Origin of the sequence: Acidiphilium sp. PM (assembly GCF_000219295.1) — a bacterium.
In the GTDB taxonomy this organism is placed as follows: domain Bacteria; phylum Pseudomonadota; class Alphaproteobacteria; order Acetobacterales; family Acetobacteraceae; genus Acidiphilium; species Acidiphilium multivorum.
In genome coordinates this window covers 1-18,664 of record NZ_AFPR01000508.1, presented here as the reverse complement: position 1 = coordinate 18,664, position 18,664 = coordinate 1, and the positions used below count along the sequence as shown (strand labels likewise).

Here is an 18,664-nt window from a genome sequence, read left to right as displayed (position 1 = left end):
CCGCGCGCAGTTCGGCGGCGATGGCCTCCAGCGCGTCTGGCTGGATGTCGGCGAGGGCGAGGCGCATGCCGCGGGCGGCGGCGATGCGGGCGAATTCGCGGCCGAAGCCGCTGCCCGCGCCGGTGATGACGGCAACCCGGTTGCTGAACTCTTTCATGGCAGGATCACGATCTTTCCGGTGACGCGGCGTGCCGCCATGTCCCGCAGCGCCTCGTCCGTCTGGTCGAGCCGGTAGGTTTTCGACACGAGCGGGCGGATTTCGCCGCGCGCCAGCATGGCGAACAGGTCTTCCATCATCCGGATCTGGTTCTTCGGCTCGCGGCGGGCGAACTCGCCCCAGAACACGCCGACCAGCGACGCGCCCTTGAGCAGCGGCAGGTTGAGCGGCAGGGACGGAATGGTGCCTTCGGCGAAGCCGATCACCAGATAGCGCCCGCGCCAGGCGATCGAGCGGAAGGCCGGCTCGGCCAGGTGCCCGCCCACGGGATCGAAGATGACGTCCGGTCCCTTGCCGCCGGTGTGTTCGCGGATCGCGGCCCGCAGGTCCCCGGTGCCGTAATTGATCGTGGCGTCGGCGCCATGCGCGCGGCAGATCTCGAGCTTTTCCTCGGACGAGGCGGCGGCGATCACCCTGGCACCCTTGGCCTTGGCGATATCCACCGCGGCAAGGCCGACGCCGCCGGCGGCACCCAGCACCAGGATCGTCTCGCCGGGCTTGAGTTCCCCGCGGTCGACGACGGCGTGGTGCGAGGTGCCGAAGGCGAGCATCAGCCCGGCGGCGACCTCGAACGAAACGCTGTCCGGTATGGGCACGCAGCGATGCGCGTCGAGCGCGATCCTTTCCGCAAATCCGCCGGTCGAGCAGAGGGCGAGCACGCGGTCACCAGGCTTGTAGCCGGTGACGCCCTCGCCGACCGCCTCGATCTCCCCGGCGATTTCGGCGCCGGGGGTGAAGGGCAGTTCGGGCTGCACCTGGTACTTCTTCTGGATGATCAGCACGTCGGGGAAATTCACCCCGGCGGCGTGAATCCGGATCAGCACCTCGCCTTTCTGCGGGACGGGATCGGGGATGTCGCGCAGGCGCAGCGTCTCCGGCCCGCCCCATTCCTCGCAGCGGATCGCGCGCATCAGGCCTGGCCCGGCTCGGACAGCCCGTCCGCGATCAGCACATTCGGATAGCCGCCCGTGCGTGCCGGATCGGTGTTGCGGTAGCGCCGGTGTTCAAGCCGGGCGAGCTGGTCGCGATGCACCTCGTCCGGCCCGTCGGCCAGACGCAGCGTGCGCTGGTGCGCATAGGCCGAGGAGAGCCAGGTATCGGCGACGCCGCCGCCGCCGAAGGCCTGGATCGCCCAGTCGACCACCTTGCAGGCGACGTTGGGGGCGACGACCTTGATCATCGCGATCTCGGCGCGGGCTTCCTTGTTGCCCACCGTGTCCATCATGTGCGCGGCCTTGAGGGTGAGCAGGCGGGCCTGGTCGATCATGATGCGGCTTTCGGCGATGCGCTCGCGCCAGACGCTCTGCTCGATGACGGGCTTGCCGAAGGCGGTGCGGCTTTCGAGCCGACGGACCATGCGCTCCAGCGCCCGCTCGGCCACCCCGATCGAGCGCATGCAGTGATGGATGCGTCCCGGCCCGAGCCGGCCCTGGGCGATCTCGAAGCCGCGGCCCTCGCCGAGCAGCATGTTGGCGGCCGGCACCCGCACCTTGTCGAAGATCATCTCGGCATGGCCGTGCGGGGCATCCACATCGCCGAACACCGGCAGGGCGCGCTTCATCGTCACACCCGGATGCGGGAAGGGCACCAGGATCATCGACTGGCGCTTGTAGGGGTCGGGGTTCTCGGGGTCGGACTGGCCCATCACGATGAGGATGCGGCAGCGCGGGTCGGGCGCGCCGGAGGTCCACCACTTATGGCCGTCGATGACGTATTCGTCGCCCTCGCGGCGGATCGAGGTCTCGATGTTCTTCGCATCCGAGGAGGCGACGCGCGGCTCGGTCATCGCGAAGGCGGAACGGATCTCGCCGGCGAGCAGCGGCTTCAGCCAGGCTTCCTTTTGCTCCGGTGTTCCGTAGCGGGTCAGCACTTCCATGTTGCCGGTATCGGGGGCGGAGCAGTTGAAGGCTTCCGGGCCGAAGGGCGAGCGGCCCATGATTTCGGCGAGCGGCGCGTATTCGACGTTGGTCAGCCCGGCGCCATGCTCGGATTCGGGGAGGAACAGGTTCCACAGCCCCGCCGCCTTCGCCTTCTGCTTGATCTCCTGCAGCAGCTCCAGCGGCTTCCACTGGTTGGCCTGGGTGTGGGCGGTGTGGAACAGCGCCTGTTCGTTCGGATAGATGTGCTCGGCCATGAAGTCGGCAACGCGCTGGCGCAGCGCCTCGGTCTTGGCGGAATAACGGAACTCCATGGTAGCATATTCCTCGCTGTTCTGATTCTGCTGAGCCGTCTGTTTGACCCAACTGTGCGAGGTGCGCGCGGGTTATGCAAGTCCCCCAAGCGGCAGGCTCGATACGGCTGGGGCAATGACGCTTGACAGCGCGCCGCCTGCCCCCGATTTTCCGGCGCGATCGGGAGGAGGGAACCGGATGAGCACGGAAAGCCAGCCGCGACTTGTCGAGATGCTGCCACAGCACAGGCTCGATGAGGCGAGGCTGTTCGCCTACCTGGCCGGCCATGTCGAGGGATTCGCGGAACCGGCGACGATCCGCCAGTTCCAGGGCGGGCAGTCGAACCCGACCTACCTGATCGAGACGGCGGCCCGGAACTATGTGCTGCGCAAGAAGCCGCCGGGAACCCTGCTGCCCTCGGCGCACCAGATCGACCGCGAATTCCGCATCCAGAGCGCGCTGGCCGCGACCGACGTGCCGGTGGCGCCGATGCTGCATTACTGCACCGATGCCGCGGTGATCGGCACCGAGTTCTACGTGATGGGTCACGTGGCGGGCCGGGTGTTTCACGACGTGATGATGCCCGGGCTTGCGCCGGAGGAGCGCGGCGCCATCCATCGGCAGATCTTCGAGACCATCGCGGCGCTGCACAAGGTCGACTACAACGCGGTGGGCCTGACCGGCTTCGGCCGGCCGGACCACTATGTCGCCCGCCAGATCGAGCGCTGGACGAAGCAGTACGAAGCCTCGAAGACCGAGGACTTCGCGCCGATGACCGACCTGATCGCCTGGCTGCGCGCCAACATTCCCGAGCGCGACGAGAGTGCGATCGTGCATGGCGACTTCCGGCTCGGCAACATGATGATCCACCCGACCGAGCCGCGGATCGTCGCCGTGCTGGACTGGGAGCTTTCGACCATCGGCCACCCGCTCGCGGATCTCGCGTATTGCTGCATGTCCTATCATCTGCCGCCCGGCTCCGGCCCGGCGATGGCGGGCTACCAGGGGGTGGATCTCGCGGAACTCGGCCTGATGAGCGAGGCCGAGGCGCTGGAGCTGTATTGCCGGCGGACGGGGCGCGAGCGGATCGACAACTGGCGGTTCTTCATGGGCTTCTCGCTGTTCCGCTCGGCGGCCATTGTCGAGGGCGTCTATGCCCGCGCGCTGGCCGGCAACGCGGCCGACCAGCGCGCGCATCGCATGCATGACGTGTTCCTGCAGGTCGCCAAGACCGGCTGGAACATCGTGCGCGGGGATTGAGGCGGGGCGTGCCCGTCTCCGGCGCTTGCCTCCCCGCGCGCGGGGGCGCTATCCGCCTCGGTGGCAACGGCGCCTGCGCGCCGATTTCATGATGGCTCCGCCCAGGAAAGGTTCCGACGCATGAAGCTCTTCCACTCCCCGACCAGCCCGTATGTCCGCAAGGTGATGGCCTGCGCGATTGCCCGCGACATCGACCGGAGGATCGAACTGATCCCGACCAATCCGCACGAAAGCCCCGCGGCGCTGATCGCGAACAATCCGCTCTCCAAGGTGCCCTGTCTGGTCAATGACGAGGGCGTGGCCCTCTTCGACAGCAGGGTGATCTGCGAATACCTCGACCAGATCGGCGATGCGCTGCCGCTGTTTCCTGCCAGCGGGTCGGCCAGATGGGTGGCGCTGCGCTACCAGGCGATGGGCGACGGCATTCTCGATGCCGCGGTCGGCGCCCGGATGGAGAGCATGAAGCCGAGGGAAGCCGCGCGCGAGGCCTTCATCGAGCGGCAGATGCACGCCATCGACCGGACCCTTGCGATGCTCGAACAGGATCCGCCGGGCCGGATGCTCGATATCGGGTCGATCGCGGTGGCCTGCGCGCTTGGTTATCTTGATTTCCGTTTCGCGGCACGGGAGTGGCGGAAGTCCTGCCCAGGCCTCGCCGCCTGGTTCGCCGCCTTCGGCAAGGAACCGGCCATCGCCCGGACCGAGCCGCCGGCGGCCTGAGCGAACCGGTCAGGCGGCGACCCAGTGCGCCGCCAGCCCGCCCGCGCCGTCCATCACGCCGATGGCGCGGCGATGGCCGGCGGCGCGCAGATACAGCACGTCGATCATCGATGCGGTGAGGCGGCAGACGGTGAAGTGCCGCTCGGCTTCGTCCTCGCCGACCGTTTCATCGAGCACGCGCGGTTCGGCCCGCATGCCCGGCGCTCGCGCGCCGCGGTAGATTTGACGGGCGCCATCCGGCAGGCCGCGCCAGACCGCAGCGCTGTCCGCATCGTCGCTGTGCAGGTCGACCTGCCCCTCGATCCGGATCTGCAGCTTCGCTCCGGAATCGTAGGCGAGGATGGCGGCGCGCCGGTCACGGGAGAGTTCGGCGAACTTCGCGGATCGCGAGTCGGTGTGGAAGGTGAGCCGGACGCTGTGTGGCTCGAAGTTGCGCAGCACGACGGAGCGCAGGCGGGGCGCACCATCGGCACCCAGCGTCGCAATGCCGATGACATGGAAATCGCTGCGCCGGCCGCGCGCGCCGCTGGCAAGGCGGGCCAGCGCGGCAGAGATGAAATCCGCGGCCGGATGATGGGCGGGATCTTCGTCCTGAAATGGAAGGGGTGGGGTGTTCGATCCGGTCATGGGCGGAGATCTGGTCCGCTTCAGCCGGTTGAAAACCCCACCCCGGAACAGGAAGGCGGGCGGAGGTCATCCGCCCGCCGCCGATTGCCCTTACTCGGCCCCGAACATTTCCGGTTCGCCGGCGAGGATCGTGGCTTTCGCCTCTTCCGGGTCGGGAATGCCCGAATTCATGGCGATGACGAGGATGACAAGGCTGAAGACGATCAGGATGACCGAGGCCGCAACCTGTCCGAGCGCTCCGGTTCCGCCGGTGAGGCCCTTCGGCCCGAGATAGGTGATCAGCCACATGCCGAAGAAATACGGCGCAAGCCACCACGCGCCGCTCCAGTGGAGATTGCTCAACCCGACGCCGGCAATCGCCTCATAGCCGACATAGATCACCGTGAACGCCAGGATGAGCTCGAACAGGAAGGTGTCCGTCGAGGAGCCGCTCCAGAAGATGATGAAGTTCGAGATGATGAAGGCCACCGCGGAAATCAGCATGCCGCCGGAAAGCAGGTAGGGGCGCTTGTACTTGTCGACCGGCATGGTCTTGCGCAGCGTCATGAGCACGACGGGGCCCGTGCCATACGACAGCACGGTTGCCGAGGAGATGAACGTGACGATGCCCTGCCACGACGGGAACGGAACAAGAAACAGCAGGCCGACCAGGAAAGACACGATCACCCCGACAATCGGCACGCCGGCGACAGAGAGCCGCGCAAACGTGTTGCCGCCCAGCAATCCTTCCTTGCCGGTCGCATAAAGCACGCGGGACGTGGTGGTGAAATAGATGATACCCGTCCCGGACGGCGAGATGAATGCGTCGATGTAGAGGAGAACCGCCAGCCAGCCCATGCCGATCAACGAGGCCAGGCCGGCGAACGGACCGAACGCCCCCTTGAAGGTGACCTTGGCCCAGCCATTCGCGATATCGCTGGGGTTGAGCGCGCCGATGAACGCGATTTGCAGGCCCATGTAGATGACGAGGCCGATGACGACCGACCCGACGATCGCGATCGGGAGGTTTCGGCGCGGATTGCTTGATTCGCCAGCGAGTTCGACGGCCTGGCGGAAGCCCAGATAGGAGAAGACGATACCCGACGTTGCGACCGCCGAGAATATGCCGGAGGCGCCGCCAGGAGCAAAGCGATGAGAGCTGAAATTCGCGCCGTGGAACCCCACGATGACGAAAACAAGGATCGTGAGCACCGGAATGGCGAGTTTCCACCAGGTCAGCGCGCTGTTGATGGCAAGCACAATGCGGATGGCCAGGGTGTTGATGATCGCGAAGATGGCGAGGAGCACGGCCGAGGCAATGAAGCCTTCGCTGGTCAGCACGCCAGCCTTGTCGATGAGACCCGAAACGTAGTTGCTGCCGTACGTGATCACGGCGGACGCTTCCGCCGGCGCGACAGAGGCGTATCCCAGGAACACCACGAAGCTGAGCACCGTGGCCATCAGATTGCCGTGGGACAGTTTCGGGAATGCGAACACCGCGCCGGCCCGTGGAAATGCGGTCGCCAGCTCGGCATAGACAAAAGACAGCAAGAGAACGGCAAAGCCGCCGATGGCCCATGCGATGATCGCCGACGGACCGGCAATCTTTGCCGCGTTCAACGGGCCCAGCAGCCAGCCCGATCCGATGATACCTCCCAGACTTGCGAACAGCAGGCCGATCACGCCTGCGTCGCGCTTGAGTTTAACTCCGGTTCCTTCAGCCATTATACGTGCCCCCATTAGAGTTTATGTCAAAACCCTAATCCGGTTTTTGATCTGAGGAAACCTTTCCGTGAAGCTGCCATGACAAAATCAGGCTTTACAACCTAGACGATCAGGAAAGGCGAGATACACCGGCTTGTCCGGGATGGCTTCGGCCCCCATCTCCCGAGCTCTGATCCGACATGCCGAAGGAGGAAAACCCGATGGACAAGGATGAGATCGAAGGTGGAGCCCGCGCTTTTGCAGGCAAGGCCGAGGAAGCTCTTGGCGAGGCGACCGGCGACGAGGATTTGCAGCGGGAAGGAATGCGCCACCAGGCCGCGGGCGAAGCGCAGAAGCTCTTTGGCGCGGCGAAGGATGCCGCGCGCTCGGCAAGCCATACGGCAGGGGCCGCTTTCGAGTCCGTGCGTGACTCGGTGGCGGGGGGTGCCGGCCGGGCGCCGGAGGATCGGGCGGCGGCGCCGGCGAGTGACGGCGCGGCATGGGTGGCGGACTTCGTGCGCGAACAGCCCGTTCTCGCCCTGTTCGGCGCCGCGACGCTCGGCTACGCGCTGGCCTTCCTCTTCCACGGGGGGCGGCGCTGAGGCCGCAGGATCAGCACCATCGAGACGAACAGGGCGGCAAAGCCCATTGCATCGCCCCGGGTGAACGGTTCTGCCAGAACGAGCACGCCCATCAAGGTGGCCGTCGCGGGGAGCAGCGCGGTGAACGTGCCGGCAATGCCGGCCTGAACACGCCGCATTCCGTGATACCACAGGATCACGGCCAGCACGCTTGAGGTCAGGCTGTTCACCAGCAACAGCCCGGCGATCAGCCAGGTGAAGTGGACCTGTCCGAAACTGGCGATGGCGAGCGGGGCCGTCATCGCGGCGCCGCAGGCTTGCATCCAGAATGTCGCCTGCATCACCGGCAGCAGGCCGGCGGCGCGGCGGGCGAACAGGGCATATCCGGCCTCGCCGCACACCGCGCCGAAGATGAGTGCATCACCCACCAGGCTGAAACCGCCGCCGCCGCGCGCGAGGGCCGCGATGCCGACGCCCGCCAGCACCACCGCCGCCCATTGCAGCGGCCGCAGGTGCTCGCGCAGGAACAGCGCCGCGCCGAGCGCGATCACCGCCGGAAGACTCGCGAGGACCAGTCCCGCCTGCACCGCGCCGGTGAGCTTCAATCCGGCGACCATCATGCCGTTGTAGAGCAGGGTGCCACAGGCGGCTTGCATGAACAGGATGGCCAGCGTGCGCGGCGCCGGCAAGCGCGGTGCCACCAGCGGGGCAAGGCACAGCGTGGCGAAACTGGTGCGCATGAACAGCAACGGGAAGGTCGGCAGGTGGGCGGCCAGCAGCTTGAGCAGGACGACATTGCCGCCGACGATCACCATCGAGGCGGCCAGCGCCGCATAGGCGGCGATCACGGCGAAATATCGCTGCGATAGGGGGATTGCTCGCCGAGCATCGCCATTTCCTCCTCCATCGCCGGGCGCTCGGCCTCGAGGAAGCGGGCGACGGCATCGCTCAGGCCGGGATGGCCGATCCAGTGCGCGGAGAAGGTGCGGCTCGGCAGGTAGCCGCGCTGGATCTTGTGCTGGCCCTGCGCACCGGCCTCGACGCGGGCGAGGCCGGCGCCGATCGCGTAGTCGATCGCCTGATAGTAGCAGAGTTCGAAATGCAGGAAGGGGACGTCTTCCAGCGCCCCCCAGGTTGCGGCCGTAGAGCGCGTCCGGGCCGCGCAGGTTGAGCGCGCCGGCGATCGGGCGGCCGGCGCGGAAGGCCATCATCATCACCACGGCATCGCCGAGGCGCTCGCCGAGCAGGGGGAAGAAGCGCTCGGTGAGGTAGGCGCCGCCCCATTTGCGGTCGACGGTGGAGAGATAGAAGTTGTAGAAGGCGGCCCATTCGCGCCGCCCCATCTCGCTGCCGCGCAGGGCGCGGATCTCGAGCCCGGCCTGCGCGTCGCGCCGTTCGCGGCGGATCGCCTTGCGCTTGCGCGAGGACAGGGCGGCGAGGAAATCCTCGAACCCTTCATAGCCGCGATTGTGCCAGTGATATTGCACGCCCATGCGCCGCAGCCAGCCGGCCTCGCCGAGCGCGTGCCACTCGGCCTCGGTGCAGAAGGTGGCATGGACCGAGGAGCAGCCGAGCCGCTCGGCGGCGATCTCCAGGCCGCGGGCGAGCAGCGACAGGGGCAGGCCTTCGGCCATCAGCAGGCGCGGGCCGGGCACCGGGCTGAACGGGGCGGCGACTTGCAGCTTCGGGTAGTAGCGCCCGCCGGCGCGTTCGAAGGCGTTGGCCCAGCCGTGATCGAACACGTATTCGCCGTAGGAATGGGCCTTGACGTAGGTGGGGGCGGCGCCGAGCAGGCGGCCGGCGCCGTCGCGCAGCACCGCGTGCTGGGGATACCAGCCGCTGTCGCCGCCGACGGAGGCGCTGTCTTCCAGGGCCGAGAGGAAGGCGTGGCTGACGAAGGGGTTGCCGCCGGCCAGCGCATCCCAGTCCGGCGCCGGGACCTCGTGGATGCTCTGGTGCAGCGAGAGGGAGAGGTCGTCTGCGGTGCCGTTCATGAATCCCGTGCGCGATGCGGGAGGGAGCGTGGCGTCCCGCGTAACTTCGACGAAATCATAGGTGTTGATGCTGCGGATGCAACCATCCGCCGGGCAGGGCGGAGTCCCGTTCGCGGCATTCCGGGGGGCGGTGAGGCGATTTGCGCGCCGGCAGCCGGCGAGGCACATAAAACGGCGCTGCAAGGAGAGTCCGATGACCGAACGCCCCGTCCCGCTGCCCGACGCCGCCCCGCGCCGCCTTGACGAATACCGGCCTCCGGCCTTTCTGGTCGATACGGTCGATCTCATCTTCGATCTCGATCCGGCGGCAACACGGGTGCGCGCCAGCCTGACGCTGCGGCGCAACAAGGCGCACGGGATCGCGGATGCGCCGCTGGAACTCGACGGCGAGGGACTCGACCTGCGATCGGTGCTGCTCGATGGCGAGGCGCTCGGCGCCAACCGCTACGCGCTCGGCGCGCATGGCCTCGTCATTCGTGACGTGCCGGACGAATTCACCCTCGATACCGAGGTGATCATCGCGCCGGAGCGCAATTCCGAGCTTTCGGGACTGTATGTCTCGGGCGGGGATTTCTTCACCCAGTGCGAGGCCGAGGGGTTTCGCCGCATCACCTTCTTCCCCGACCGGCCAGACGTGATGGCCCGCTACACGGCGACGCTGATCGCCGATCCGGCGCGCTGCCCGCTGCTGCTGTCCAACGGCAATCCGGTCGATCGCGGCACGCTGCCGGACGGGCGGCACTGGGCGAAATGGGAGGACCCGCACCCCAAGCCGTCCTATCTGTTCGCGCTGGTCGCGGGCGACCTGGTTTCGGTGCATGACGCGTTCGTCACCCGCTCGGGGCGGCAGGTGCAGCTCGGCATCCATGTCCGCCGCGGCGACGAGGACAAGGTCGACCACGCGATGGCCTGCCTCAAGCGGGCGATGCGCTGGGACGAGGAGGCGTTCGGCCTCGAATACGACCTCGACATCTTCAACATCGCCGCCGTGTCCGACTTCAACATGGGGGCGATGGAGAACAAGGGGCTCAACATCTTCAACACCGCCCTCGTCCTCGCCCGGCCGGATACCGCGACGGATGCCGACTACCAGCGGATCGACCGGGTGATCGCGCATGAATATTTCCACAACTGGACCGGCGACCGGGTGACCTGCCGGGACTGGTTCCAGCTCTCGCTCAAGGAGGGTCTGACCGTCTTTCGCGATCAGGAATATGGCGCGGCGACGACCGATGCGGCGCTGTCGCGGATCGACGACGTCAAGATGCTGCGCGCCCGGCAATTCGCCGAGGATGCCGGGCCGCTGGCGCACCCCGTCCGCCCCGCCGCCTATCGCAAGATCGACAATTTCTACACCGCGACCGTCTATGAGAAGGGGGCGGAGGTGGTGCGGATGATCCGCACCATCATCGGGCATGAGGCGTTCCGCCGCGGCTTCGATCGCTACATCGCGCGCAACGACAATTCGGCGGCGACGATCGAGGATTTCGTGGCCGCGATGCGCGAGGAATCGGGGTTCGATTTTTCCCAGTTCATGCGCTGGTACGAGCAGGCGGGCACGCCGCAGCTGCGATTCGAGGGCGAATACGACGCGGCGGCGCGGCGCTACACGCTCACGCTGCGGCAGATGACGGCGCCGACGCCGGGACAGGCGCATAAGGAGCCGTTCCTGATCCCGGTGGCGATGGGGCTGATCGGGCCGGATGGGGCGGAGCTTGAAGCGCGGCTGGAGGGCGAGGCGGACGCGCATCGCGGCACAAGGGTGCTGCTGCTGCGCGCGGCCGAGCAGCGTTTCGTGTTCGAGGAGGTCGCCTCTCCGCCGGTGCCCTCGCTGTTGCGCGGGTTCTCGGCGCCGGTGAAGCTCTCCGGGCATGATGCGGCCGGGCTCGCGCACCTTGCCGCCCACGATACCGACGGGTTCAGCCGCTGGGAGGCCGGGCAGGAATATGCGACGCGGGCGCTGCTCGACGCGATCGCCGCATTGCAGCGCGGCGAGGCGGTGGCGACCGATCCGGCGCTGGTGGCGGCGATGGCGGCGGCCCTCGACCTCGCGCAGGAGGCGCCGGCGCTCGCGGCGCGGATATTGTCGCTGCCGGGCAAGGACGTGCTGGCGGACCGGATGGCGGTGATCGACCCGGATGCGATCCATGACGCGCTGGAGATGACGCGGGCGGCGATCGGCCGGCAGTTGCGCGACCGCTTCGCCGCGCTGTGCGGGGCGGAGGACCCGTCGGCACCGTTCAGCCTCGACCCGGCGAGCATGGGGCGGCGGGCGCTCGGCAATGTCGCGCTGGCCTATCTGATGGCGGCGGACCCGGCGGCGGGGCTGGACGCGGCACAGCGCCGCTTCGAGACCGCGCCGACGATGACCGGGCGGCTCGGCGCGCTGGCGCTGCTCGCCGATACCGCGACGCCGGCGCGCGATGCCGCACTCGCGGCGTTTCACGCGCGCTGGCGCGGCGATGCGCTGGTGAGCGACAAGTGGTTCCGCATCCAGGCGATGGCGACGGCGCCGGACACGCTGGACCGCGTCGAGGCGCTGACCCGGCACGCCGATTTCGACCTGCGCAACCCCAACCGCTTCCGCGCCCTGGTGCAGGCGTTCGGCGCGGGGAACCAGCGCTGGTTCCACGATGCGTCGGGGCGGGGCTATGCGCTGGTGGCGCGGATGATCGGCGAGGTCGACCGGGTGAACCGGCAGATCGCGGCGCGCTGCATTGACGTGTTCGCGAGCTGGCAGCGCTTCGATCCGGCGCGGCAGGCGCTGATGCGGGGCGCGCTGGACGCGCTGCTCGCCGATCCCGCTTTGTCGGCCAATGCGCGGGAGATGGCCGAGCGGGCGCGGGCGGGGTCGTGAAAAATCACGGGCCGGATCGGGGATCCGGCCCGCGACATCGGGAGACTGAAGCTCAGCGCGCGGCCGCCAGCGCCTGATCCAGATCGGCGATGATGTCCTCGATGTGTTCGAGGCCGATCGACAGCCGGACATAGCCCGGCGTGACGCCGGTGGCCGCCTGTTCCTCGGCCGAGAGCTGCGAGTGGGTGGTGCTGGCGGGGTGGATGGCGAGGCTGCGGGCGTCGCCGATATTGGCGACGTGGTAGAACATCCGCAGCGCCTCGATGAATTTCCGCCCCGATGCGGCGCCGCCGGCCAGTTCGAAGCCGACCAGCGCGCCCCTGCCGCCGGTGAGGTAGGTTTCCGTGCGCCGCCGCGCCTCGCCGGTGGCGACGCCGGGGTGGATCACCCGCACCACGTCGGGATGGCTGGAGAGGAAATCGACCACCTTCTCGGCGTTCTCGCAATGCCGCGCCATGCGCAGCGGCAGCGTCTCCAGCCCCTGGATGAGCTGGAAGGCGTTGAACGGCGAGAGCGCCGCCCCCTCGTCGCGCAGGATCACGGTGCGGGCGCGGATGATGTAGGCGATCGGGCCGAGCGGCTTGACCGCCTCGACCCAGACCGCGCCGTGATAGGAGGGGTCGGGCGCGTTCAGCAGCGGCTGGCGCGCGGGGTGGGCGGCCCAGTCGAAATTGCCGGAATCGATGATCATCCCGCCGATCGAGGTGCCGTGGCCGCCGATATATTTCGTGGTGGAATAGATCACGATGGCCGCGCCGTGGTCGAAGGGCCGGCAGAGCAGCGGCGCGGCCGTGTTGTCCATGATCAGCGGGATGCCGAGCGGGCGGCCGATCGCCGCGACCTCGGCGATGGGGAAGACCGCGAGCTTCGGGTTGGGCAGGGTTTCGGCGTAATACGCGCGGGTCTTGTCATCGGTCGCGCGGCGGAAATTCTCGGGGTCGGTCGGGTCGACGAAGCGGATCTCGATGCCCTGGTCGCGCAGCGTGTTGGCGAAGAGGTTCCAGGTGCCGCCGTAGAGATCGGTGGAGGCGACGACGTTCTCGCCCGCGCGCGTCAGCGTGCGGATCGCGCTCGCCGAGGCGGCCTGGCCGGAGGCGAGGGCGAGCGCGGCGACCCCGCCCTCGACGGCGGCGAGGCGCTGCTCGAGCACGTCCGTCGTCGGGTTCATGATGCGGGTGTAGATGTTGCCGAGCTCGGACAGCGCGAACAGGTTGGCCGCGTGTTCGGTGCTGTTGAACTGGTAGGAGGTGGTCTGGTGGATCGGCACCGCGACCGAGCCGGTGGTGGGATCGGCGCGCCAGCCGGCGTGCAGGGCGAGCGTTTCCGGGTGTCGGCTCTTGACCGTCATGGGGCTGTCTCCATCGGGCATCTGTTCTCGTGGGAGCGAAAGCTAACGCCCGCGCGCCCGCCGTGGCAAGGGCGTGGCCCGTCAGGCCATGCGTGAACGGCCCTGCAGGAGCGCGGACAGGCCGTTCCGGTCCCGCACCGTGATTCGGCCCGGGGTGAGTTCGATGAGGCCGCGGGCCTCGAGATCCCTGAGTCGCCGGTTCACCGTTTCGCGCGTCGATCCGACGGCGCGGCCAAGCGCGCTCTGGGTGGTGTCGATCCGCGCGCGTTCCAGCCCCTCGGAACGCTGCAGCAGGAAGGTGACGACTCTCTGGCTCACATCCTGGAACAGGATGGAGTCAAGCTGCGCGAGTGTGGTGCGCAGCCGCATGCAGATGATTTCGATCACCCGCATGGCGAATTGCGGATCACGCTCGATCAGCCGCACCACCGAGGCGCGTTCCAGCACCAGAAGCCGGCCATTGGTCGCGGCGACCACGTCCGCGCTGCGGGGCTTGCCGTCGAACAGCGCGATTTCGCCGAAAACCGCGCCCTCGCGCAGCGTGTTGAGATCCTGGTCGTTGCCATCGATTCCGGGGAGCACGACCCGCACCTCGCCGGCAAGGATCAGCATCATCGACGTACCCGGATCGCCGCGCTGGATCAGCATTTCGCCGGTCGTCATGTTGCGCTCGTAGGTGCAGGCATAGAGCGCATCCAGCTCTTCCGGGCTGAAGGGGGCGAAGAGCGGGATGCGGGCCATGTAGTTTCGTGCGTTCCGGGTCATGCCGTTGTCCTCGCGAGCACGGCGAGCACGGCGTCGCCGTAGCGTTCGATCTTGCTGGTTCCCATGCCGGGCACGGCCGCCAGATCGCGCCGGCTGCTTGGCCTCGCGGCAGCGAGGGCGGCCAGCGTCGCATCGTGAAAAATGACATAGGCAGGCACTTGCTGCGAGCGGGCGACCTCGCGCCGCCATTCCCGGAGCGCCTCGAAACCGGGGGCTTCGATCGCCGGTGATGGCCCCGCCGTGCTGCGCTGCCCGCCCTTCCTGCCGGTGGCGGGGTCGCGGCGCAGGCGGAGCGCCTCCTCGCCGCGAAGCACCGGCCGGGCCCGCTCCGTGATGCGCAGCGCGCCATAGGCCTCGTGGTCGATCTCGACCAGCCCGGCCACCGCGAGCTGACGGAAGACCGAGCCCCACTGGCGGCGGTCGAGATCCGCGCCGACCCCGAACGTCGGCAGCCTGTCGTGACCAAGATGCCTGATCCGGTCGGTCGCGGTGCCGCGGAGAATATCGGTCAGGTGGCCCACACCGAAGCGCTGCCCCGTGCGCAGTATCGCCGAAAGCGCCTTGCGCGCGGCTTCGGTACCGTCCCAGGTCTGCACCGGTGTGCGGCAATTGTCGCAGCGGCCGCAGTCTCCGGGATAGGTTTCGCCGAAATGCGCGAGCACCGCGCGCCGCCTGCACCCGGCCGTCTCGCAGACGCCGAGCAGCGCGCCGAGCTTGGCCCGGGCAATGCGCTTGACCTCGTCCGGCGCGTCGCTCTGGTCGATCAGGCGTCCACGCAATGCCACATCCTGCATACCATAGAGCATCAGGGTCTCGGCCGGCGCGCCGTCGCGGCCGGCGCGGCCGGTCTCCTGATAATAGGCCTCCAGGCTCGATGGCAGGTCCAGATGGGCGACGAAGCGGATGTCCGGCTTGTCGATCCCCATGCCGAAGGCGATGGTGGCAACCAGTATCAGGCCGTCCTCGCCGAGGAAGGCGTCCTGGTTCCGGTTCCGCGTCGCCGCATCCAGCCCGGCATGATAGGGCAGGGCCCGCAGACCCTGGCCGGCAAGCCAGCTCGCCGTTTCCTCGACGGCGGCGCGGCTCAGGCAGTAGACGATGCCGCACTCGCCCTCATGGCCGCGCAGGAAGGCGAGAAGCTGCCGCCGTGGCTCGATCTTGGGCGCGATCGCGTAGGTCAGGTTCGGCCGGTCGAAACTGGAGATGAACAGGCGCGCCCCGTCGAGCCCGAGGCGGCGCGCGATGTCATCGCGCGTCTGCGGATCGGCCGTGGCGGTGAGTGCGATGCGGGGCACGCCCGGAAATCTCTCGCCGATCGTTGCGAGCTGGAGATATTCGGGCCGGAAATCATGGCCCCATTGGCTGACGCAGTGGGCTTCGTCGATCGCGAAGAGTGCGATCCGCACCGACCCTAACAGGGCGAGGAAATCCTCGGTGACCAGCCGCTCCGGCGCCACGTAGAGCAGGTCGAGCTCCCCTGCCCGAAGTGCCCGGAGAACCGTCGCGCGTTCGGCGGCCTCGAGGCTCGAGTTGAAGGCCGCGGCGCGCACACCCAGCTGGCGCAACGCCTCGACCTGATTGCGCATCAGGGCAATCAGCGGCGAGACCACGATTCCGACGCCCTGCCGGCAGATTGCGGGAAGTTGATAGCAGATCGACTTCCCGCCGCCGGTGGGCATCAGCACGAGGGCGTCATGCCCGGCGATGACATGGGTGACGATGTCGCGCTGCGGCCCCCGGAAACCGTCATGGCCGAAAACCCGCCTTAGAACCGCTTCGGGTTCTATGGCGATATCTTCCGTAGGCCGTCGGGGCGGGTCGATTCGCACGGGACAAGGTGTAGGGCTTTCGCCGGGCCGGCGGCAATGGTGCACACCTGCAACATGCGGTCACAAGCCGTCACAAATTGATCTCGATCAACGACCACGATTTTGGGCCCTGTTAATCGGATGCTCGTCACTGAATGAAAGTCAACGGGAGACTGCAAATGAAAACCCGGTCACATCCCTATTCCTGGCGGCTTGCGGCCGCTGGCATGGTTGCCGCAGCCTGGCTTGCGGCGCCTCGCGCTGCCTACGCGATCCCCGCCTTTGCAGCGCAGACCGGCGAACCGTGCTCGGCCTGTCATATCGGCTTTCCGCAGCTCACGCCGTATGGGCGGGATTTCAAGCTCGAGGGCTACATCGCCGGCGGCACCTTCCCGACCTGGAAGAATTTCGCCGTGATGTCCCAGATCGGATGGACCCAGCAGCACGACAAGGTCCCGGGCGGCCTGCAGCCCGGCTTCAAGTCGAACGATGCCTGGGCCGCGCAGCAGACCAGCCTGTTCTATGGCGGCGCGCTCGATTCGGCGATCGGCCTCGGCGCGTTTGTGCAGGTGACGTATGACGGCGTCGCCAGGCAGTGGAGTTGGGACAACACCGATATCCGTCTTGCCCGGCCCGGCAGCCTGTTCGGTCACCCGCTGTTCTGGGGCATTACCCTCAACAACAACCCGGCCGTGACAGACCTCTGGAACACGCCGCCGAGCTGGGGCTATCCCTATATCCCCTCGGGTCTCGCGAACGCCCCCGCGGCCTCGCAGCAGATCGCGTCGCTGGCGCAGACCGTGTATGGCGCGGGCGTCTACGGCGCGCTCAACGTCACGCCGTCCGACATGATCTATGCCGAGGCGGACCTCTACAAGTCGTTGCCGCAACGCATGGGCTACGCGCTCGGCGCGGGCGGCGGCCCCAAGATCGATGGTGTGGCGCCCTATCTGCGGCTCGCCTTCCAGCATCAGTGGGGTAACTCCTCGATCGAGGTCGGCAGCTATGCGCTGATGGATCGGGTCTATCCGACGGGTGTGGCGAGCGGCCCGACGGATCAATTCTTCGACATCGCGGCCGACACGCAGTTCCAGTACATCACGCACAATCAGGCGTTTTCGGTTCAGGCGAACATCATCCACGAGTCGCAGGACTGGGCGGCAAGCTATCCGCTCGGCAGTGTCAGCAACCGTGCCGACAGTCTGAACGTCGCCACGATCACGCTGTCCGAACTGCTCTACCAGAAGTTCGGGATCACAGAGTCGTTCAACACGATTTACGGGAATTCCGATCCGGTTTATTACGGAAACGCGAACGGCAAGCCGAACAGCAACAGCTGGACGACGGAGCTCGATTACTACCCGTTCAACGATGGGGGACCGAAATGGCTGCCCTGGCTGAATGCCAAGTTCTTCGTCGAGGATACCGTCTATCCGATCTTCAATGGCCTTGCGCACAATTATGACGGCCAGGGAACCAACGCACAGGCGAACGATACGCTGTTCGCCGGTGTATGGCTGGCTTTCTGAGGACAACACGCACCCGCCCGGACGGGCGGGTGCCCGACAGGAGAGACCAAAATGAAATCCACTCTTCTCATCGCCGTTGCCGCGGGTGCGTTCTGCATCGCGAGCGCGCAGGCGGCGAACGTGGCACATGGCAAGGCACTGTTTCAGGCCCAGTGCGCAGCCTGCCATAGCGTGAGCCCGGGGCAGAACGGGATCGGCCCGTCATTGGCGGGCGTCTACGGCGCGAAGGCCGCTGCGACCCCGGGATTCCAGTTCTCCCCGGCGCTCAAGAAGTCCGGAATCGTGTGGAACGCCTCGACGCTCGACAAGTTCCTGGCCAATCCGCAGGCGGATGTGCCGGGCACCAAGATGCCCTATATGGGCATGGCCAATGCCACCGATCGGGCCGACGTGGTCGCCTATCTGCAGACGCTCGGCAAATAATCGATCATTTGGGTCTCGTATCAAGCAATATGGCGGCCGTGGCGACGCGGCCGCCTTTTTGCGTGATCGTCGAAAGCGCGGACTGAAGCTGTCCTGGCCATGCTTTCGTCGATGTTAGCTGATCGCCCGTGGCCAGCGGCAGCGGGGCGGTCGAGGCGATGGCAACGATCATGTCCCTCCCGAACGGCGCGCCAACCTGACCCAGCGTGTCGCTGATGATCCCGTCCTTCCGGTCCGCGGCGGGGTGGAGACGATAGATCTGCCCATTGCTCGAGACATAGTCGATCTCGAGATCATGGGCCCATGCGGGCGGCTTCACGCGCACAGTGATCGGCTGCCCCTTGGCAAGGCGGTTGACGCCGCCCGCAAGCCTGAAGCCGAGTCGCTGGGCGGCATCCGCGAAGACGGGTGCATAGGGCTCGATCGTCGAAACCATGCCGCAATACGGGCCGGTGAAATCGTCGAGCGTGACGGCGACATGCGCCGAGGGAATCGCGCGGGCGACATCGTCGATCGCTGCCGCCAGCGCGGGCTTGTTCGCAGCGCGAACGAGAGCCGAGACCTGGAAGTCTCCGTTCCGGGCGCTTCCGGTTGCCATCGCGCAGGAGGTCTGACGCACGGCGGCGGTCAGTCGCGCCTCGATCGTGGCGGCCGAGGGCGGCGGCACGGGTGTGGGCGCCG

The 18,664-nt window shown here is 67.5% G+C and carries 15 protein-coding genes and 2 pseudogenes; 6 read left to right on the top strand and 11 right to left on the bottom strand.

Annotation, left to right across the window (positions count from 1 at the left end; all coding sequences use genetic code 11):
• The 3 genes from APM_RS21715 to APM_RS16020 all read right to left on the bottom strand — a co-directional run.
• Positions 1-157 (bottom strand): SDR family NAD(P)-dependent oxidoreductase (locus APM_RS21715; protein WP_007424435.1); only part of this gene is annotated, 157 nt, incomplete at its 3' end.
• Complete coding sequence (locus APM_RS16025; RefSeq protein ID WP_007424434.1) at positions 154-1,128, bottom strand: NADPH:quinone oxidoreductase family protein; 975 nt, start codon at positions 1,126-1,128, stop codon at positions 154-156. The genes APM_RS16025 and APM_RS21715, both read right to left, overlap by 4 nt.
• On the bottom strand, positions 1,128-2,408 hold the full coding sequence (locus APM_RS16020) for an acyl-CoA dehydrogenase family protein (protein WP_007424433.1): 1,281 nt from the start codon (positions 2,406-2,408) through the stop codon (positions 1,128-1,130). The genes APM_RS16025 and APM_RS16020 overlap by 1 nt, the downstream gene beginning before the upstream one ends.
• A gap of 178 nt (positions 2,409-2,586) precedes the next feature.
• On the opposite strand from APM_RS16020, the gene APM_RS16015 reads away from it, so the two are divergent.
• Together APM_RS16015 and APM_RS16010 are read left to right on the top strand one after the other, a co-directional pair.
• Entirely contained in the window at positions 2,587-3,648 is a 1,062-nt protein-coding gene (locus tag APM_RS16015; RefSeq protein ID WP_007424432.1) for a phosphotransferase, read from the top strand.
• A gap of 120 nt (positions 3,649-3,768) precedes the next feature.
• Complete coding sequence (locus APM_RS16010) at positions 3,769-4,368, top strand: glutathione S-transferase (protein ID WP_007424431.1); 600 nt, start codon at positions 3,769-3,771, stop codon at positions 4,366-4,368.
• Positions 4,369-4,377: 9 nt separating this feature from the next.
• Here APM_RS16010 and APM_RS16005 read toward each other — a convergent pair whose 3' ends face one another.
• Together APM_RS16005 and APM_RS16000 are read right to left on the bottom strand one after the other, a co-directional pair.
• Positions 4,378-4,995, bottom strand: a complete 618-nt coding sequence (locus APM_RS16005) for a pyridoxamine 5'-phosphate oxidase family protein (RefSeq protein ID WP_007424430.1) — start codon at positions 4,993-4,995, stop codon at positions 4,378-4,380.
• Between the two features lie 90 nt (positions 4,996-5,085).
• A complete protein-coding gene (locus APM_RS16000) occupies positions 5,086-6,699 on the bottom strand; it encodes an APC family permease (protein WP_007424429.1) in 1,614 nt (537 codons plus the stop codon).
• Positions 6,700-6,899: 200 nt separating this feature from the next.
• On the opposite strand from APM_RS16000, the gene APM_RS15995 reads away from it, so the two are divergent.
• Positions 6,900-7,280, top strand: coding sequence for a CsbD family protein (locus tag APM_RS15995; protein WP_012039818.1), 381 nt, complete (start codon positions 6,900-6,902; stop codon positions 7,278-7,280).
• Here APM_RS15995 and APM_RS15990 read toward each other — a convergent pair.
• Entirely contained in the window at positions 7,241-8,107 is an 867-nt protein-coding gene (locus tag APM_RS15990; RefSeq protein ID WP_012039817.1) for a DMT family transporter, read from the bottom strand. The genes APM_RS15995 and APM_RS15990 overlap by 40 nt on opposite strands.
• Positions 8,104-9,253, bottom strand: a pseudogene (locus tag APM_RS15985) (GNAT family N-acetyltransferase). The gene APM_RS15990 and the pseudogene APM_RS15985 overlap by 4 nt, the downstream one beginning before the upstream one ends.
• 193 nt (positions 9,254-9,446) lie before the next feature.
• On the opposite strand from APM_RS15985, the gene pepN reads away from it, so the two are divergent.
• Positions 9,447-12,110 (top strand): aminopeptidase N, encoded by a 2,664-nt coding sequence (gene pepN / locus APM_RS15980; RefSeq protein WP_007424427.1) that lies wholly within the window; start codon positions 9,447-9,449, stop codon positions 12,108-12,110.
• A gap of 52 nt (positions 12,111-12,162) precedes the next feature.
• Here the strand turns inward: pepN and APM_RS15975 are convergent, their stop codons facing one another.
• From APM_RS15975 to recQ, 3 genes are all read right to left on the bottom strand, one after another.
• Positions 12,163-13,458, bottom strand: a complete 1,296-nt coding sequence (locus APM_RS15975) for an O-acetylhomoserine aminocarboxypropyltransferase/cysteine synthase family protein (RefSeq protein ID WP_007424426.1) — start codon at positions 13,456-13,458, stop codon at positions 12,163-12,165.
• Between the two features lie 81 nt (positions 13,459-13,539).
• Positions 13,540-14,223 carry a Crp/Fnr family transcriptional regulator gene (locus APM_RS15970; RefSeq protein WP_007424425.1) on the bottom strand — a complete coding sequence of 228 codons (684 nt, stop codon included), beginning with the start codon at positions 14,221-14,223 and terminating at the stop codon, positions 13,540-13,542.
• Positions 14,220-16,052 carry a DNA helicase RecQ gene (recQ, locus tag APM_RS15965; protein ID WP_007424424.1) on the bottom strand — a complete coding sequence of 611 codons (1,833 nt, stop codon included), beginning with the start codon at positions 16,050-16,052 and terminating at the stop codon, positions 14,220-14,222. Before recQ ends, APM_RS15970 begins: the two co-directional genes overlap by 4 nt.
• A gap of 158 nt (positions 16,053-16,210) precedes the next feature.
• On the opposite strand from recQ, the gene APM_RS15960 reads away from it, so the two are divergent.
• Together APM_RS15960 and APM_RS15955 are read left to right on the top strand one after the other, a co-directional pair.
• Entirely contained in the window at positions 16,211-17,560 is a 1,350-nt protein-coding gene (locus APM_RS15960) for a hypothetical protein (RefSeq protein WP_007424423.1), read from the top strand.
• Positions 17,561-17,611: 51 nt separating this feature from the next.
• Positions 17,612-17,983, top strand: coding sequence for a c-type cytochrome (locus APM_RS15955; RefSeq protein ID WP_007424422.1), 372 nt, complete (start codon positions 17,612-17,614; stop codon positions 17,981-17,983).
• 4 nt (positions 17,984-17,987) lie between these two features.
• On the opposite strand, the pseudogene APM_RS15950 reads toward APM_RS15955, so the two are convergent.
• Positions 17,988-18,664, bottom strand: a pseudogene (locus tag APM_RS15950) (serine/threonine protein kinase); the annotation flags it as partial.

Bases quoted from the DNA above. Each gene is read 5' to 3' on its own strand.
- APM_RS15970 (WP_007424425.1), bottom strand. From the start codon at position 14,223: ATGACCCGGAACGCACGAAACTACATGGCCCGCATCCCGCTCTTCGCC.
- APM_RS15995 (WP_012039818.1), top strand. From the start codon at position 6,900: ATGGACAAGGATGAGATCGAAGGTGGAGCCCGCGCTTTTGCAGGCAAG.
- APM_RS16025 (WP_007424434.1), bottom strand. From the start codon at position 1,128: ATGCGCGCGATCCGCTGCGAGGAATGGGGCGGGCCGGAGACGCTGCGC.
- APM_RS16020 (WP_007424433.1), bottom strand. From the start codon at position 2,408: ATGGAGTTCCGTTATTCCGCCAAGACCGAGGCGCTGCGCCAGCGCGTT.
- APM_RS15975 (WP_007424426.1), bottom strand. From the start codon at position 13,458: ATGACGGTCAAGAGCCGACACCCGGAAACGCTCGCCCTGCACGCCGGC.
- APM_RS15960 (WP_007424423.1), top strand. From the start codon at position 16,211: ATGAAAACCCGGTCACATCCCTATTCCTGGCGGCTTGCGGCCGCTGGC.
- APM_RS16000 (WP_007424429.1), bottom strand. From the start codon at position 6,699: ATGGCTGAAGGAACCGGAGTTAAACTCAAGCGCGACGCAGGCGTGATC.
- APM_RS16015 (WP_007424432.1), top strand. From the start codon at position 2,587: ATGAGCACGGAAAGCCAGCCGCGACTTGTCGAGATGCTGCCACAGCAC.
- pepN (WP_007424427.1), top strand. From the start codon at position 9,447: ATGACCGAACGCCCCGTCCCGCTGCCCGACGCCGCCCCGCGCCGCCTT.
- APM_RS15955 (WP_007424422.1), top strand. From the start codon at position 17,612: ATGAAATCCACTCTTCTCATCGCCGTTGCCGCGGGTGCGTTCTGCATC.
- APM_RS16010 (WP_007424431.1), top strand. From the start codon at position 3,769: ATGAAGCTCTTCCACTCCCCGACCAGCCCGTATGTCCGCAAGGTGATG.
- APM_RS16005 (WP_007424430.1), bottom strand. From the start codon at position 4,995: ATGACCGGATCGAACACCCCACCCCTTCCATTTCAGGACGAAGATCCC.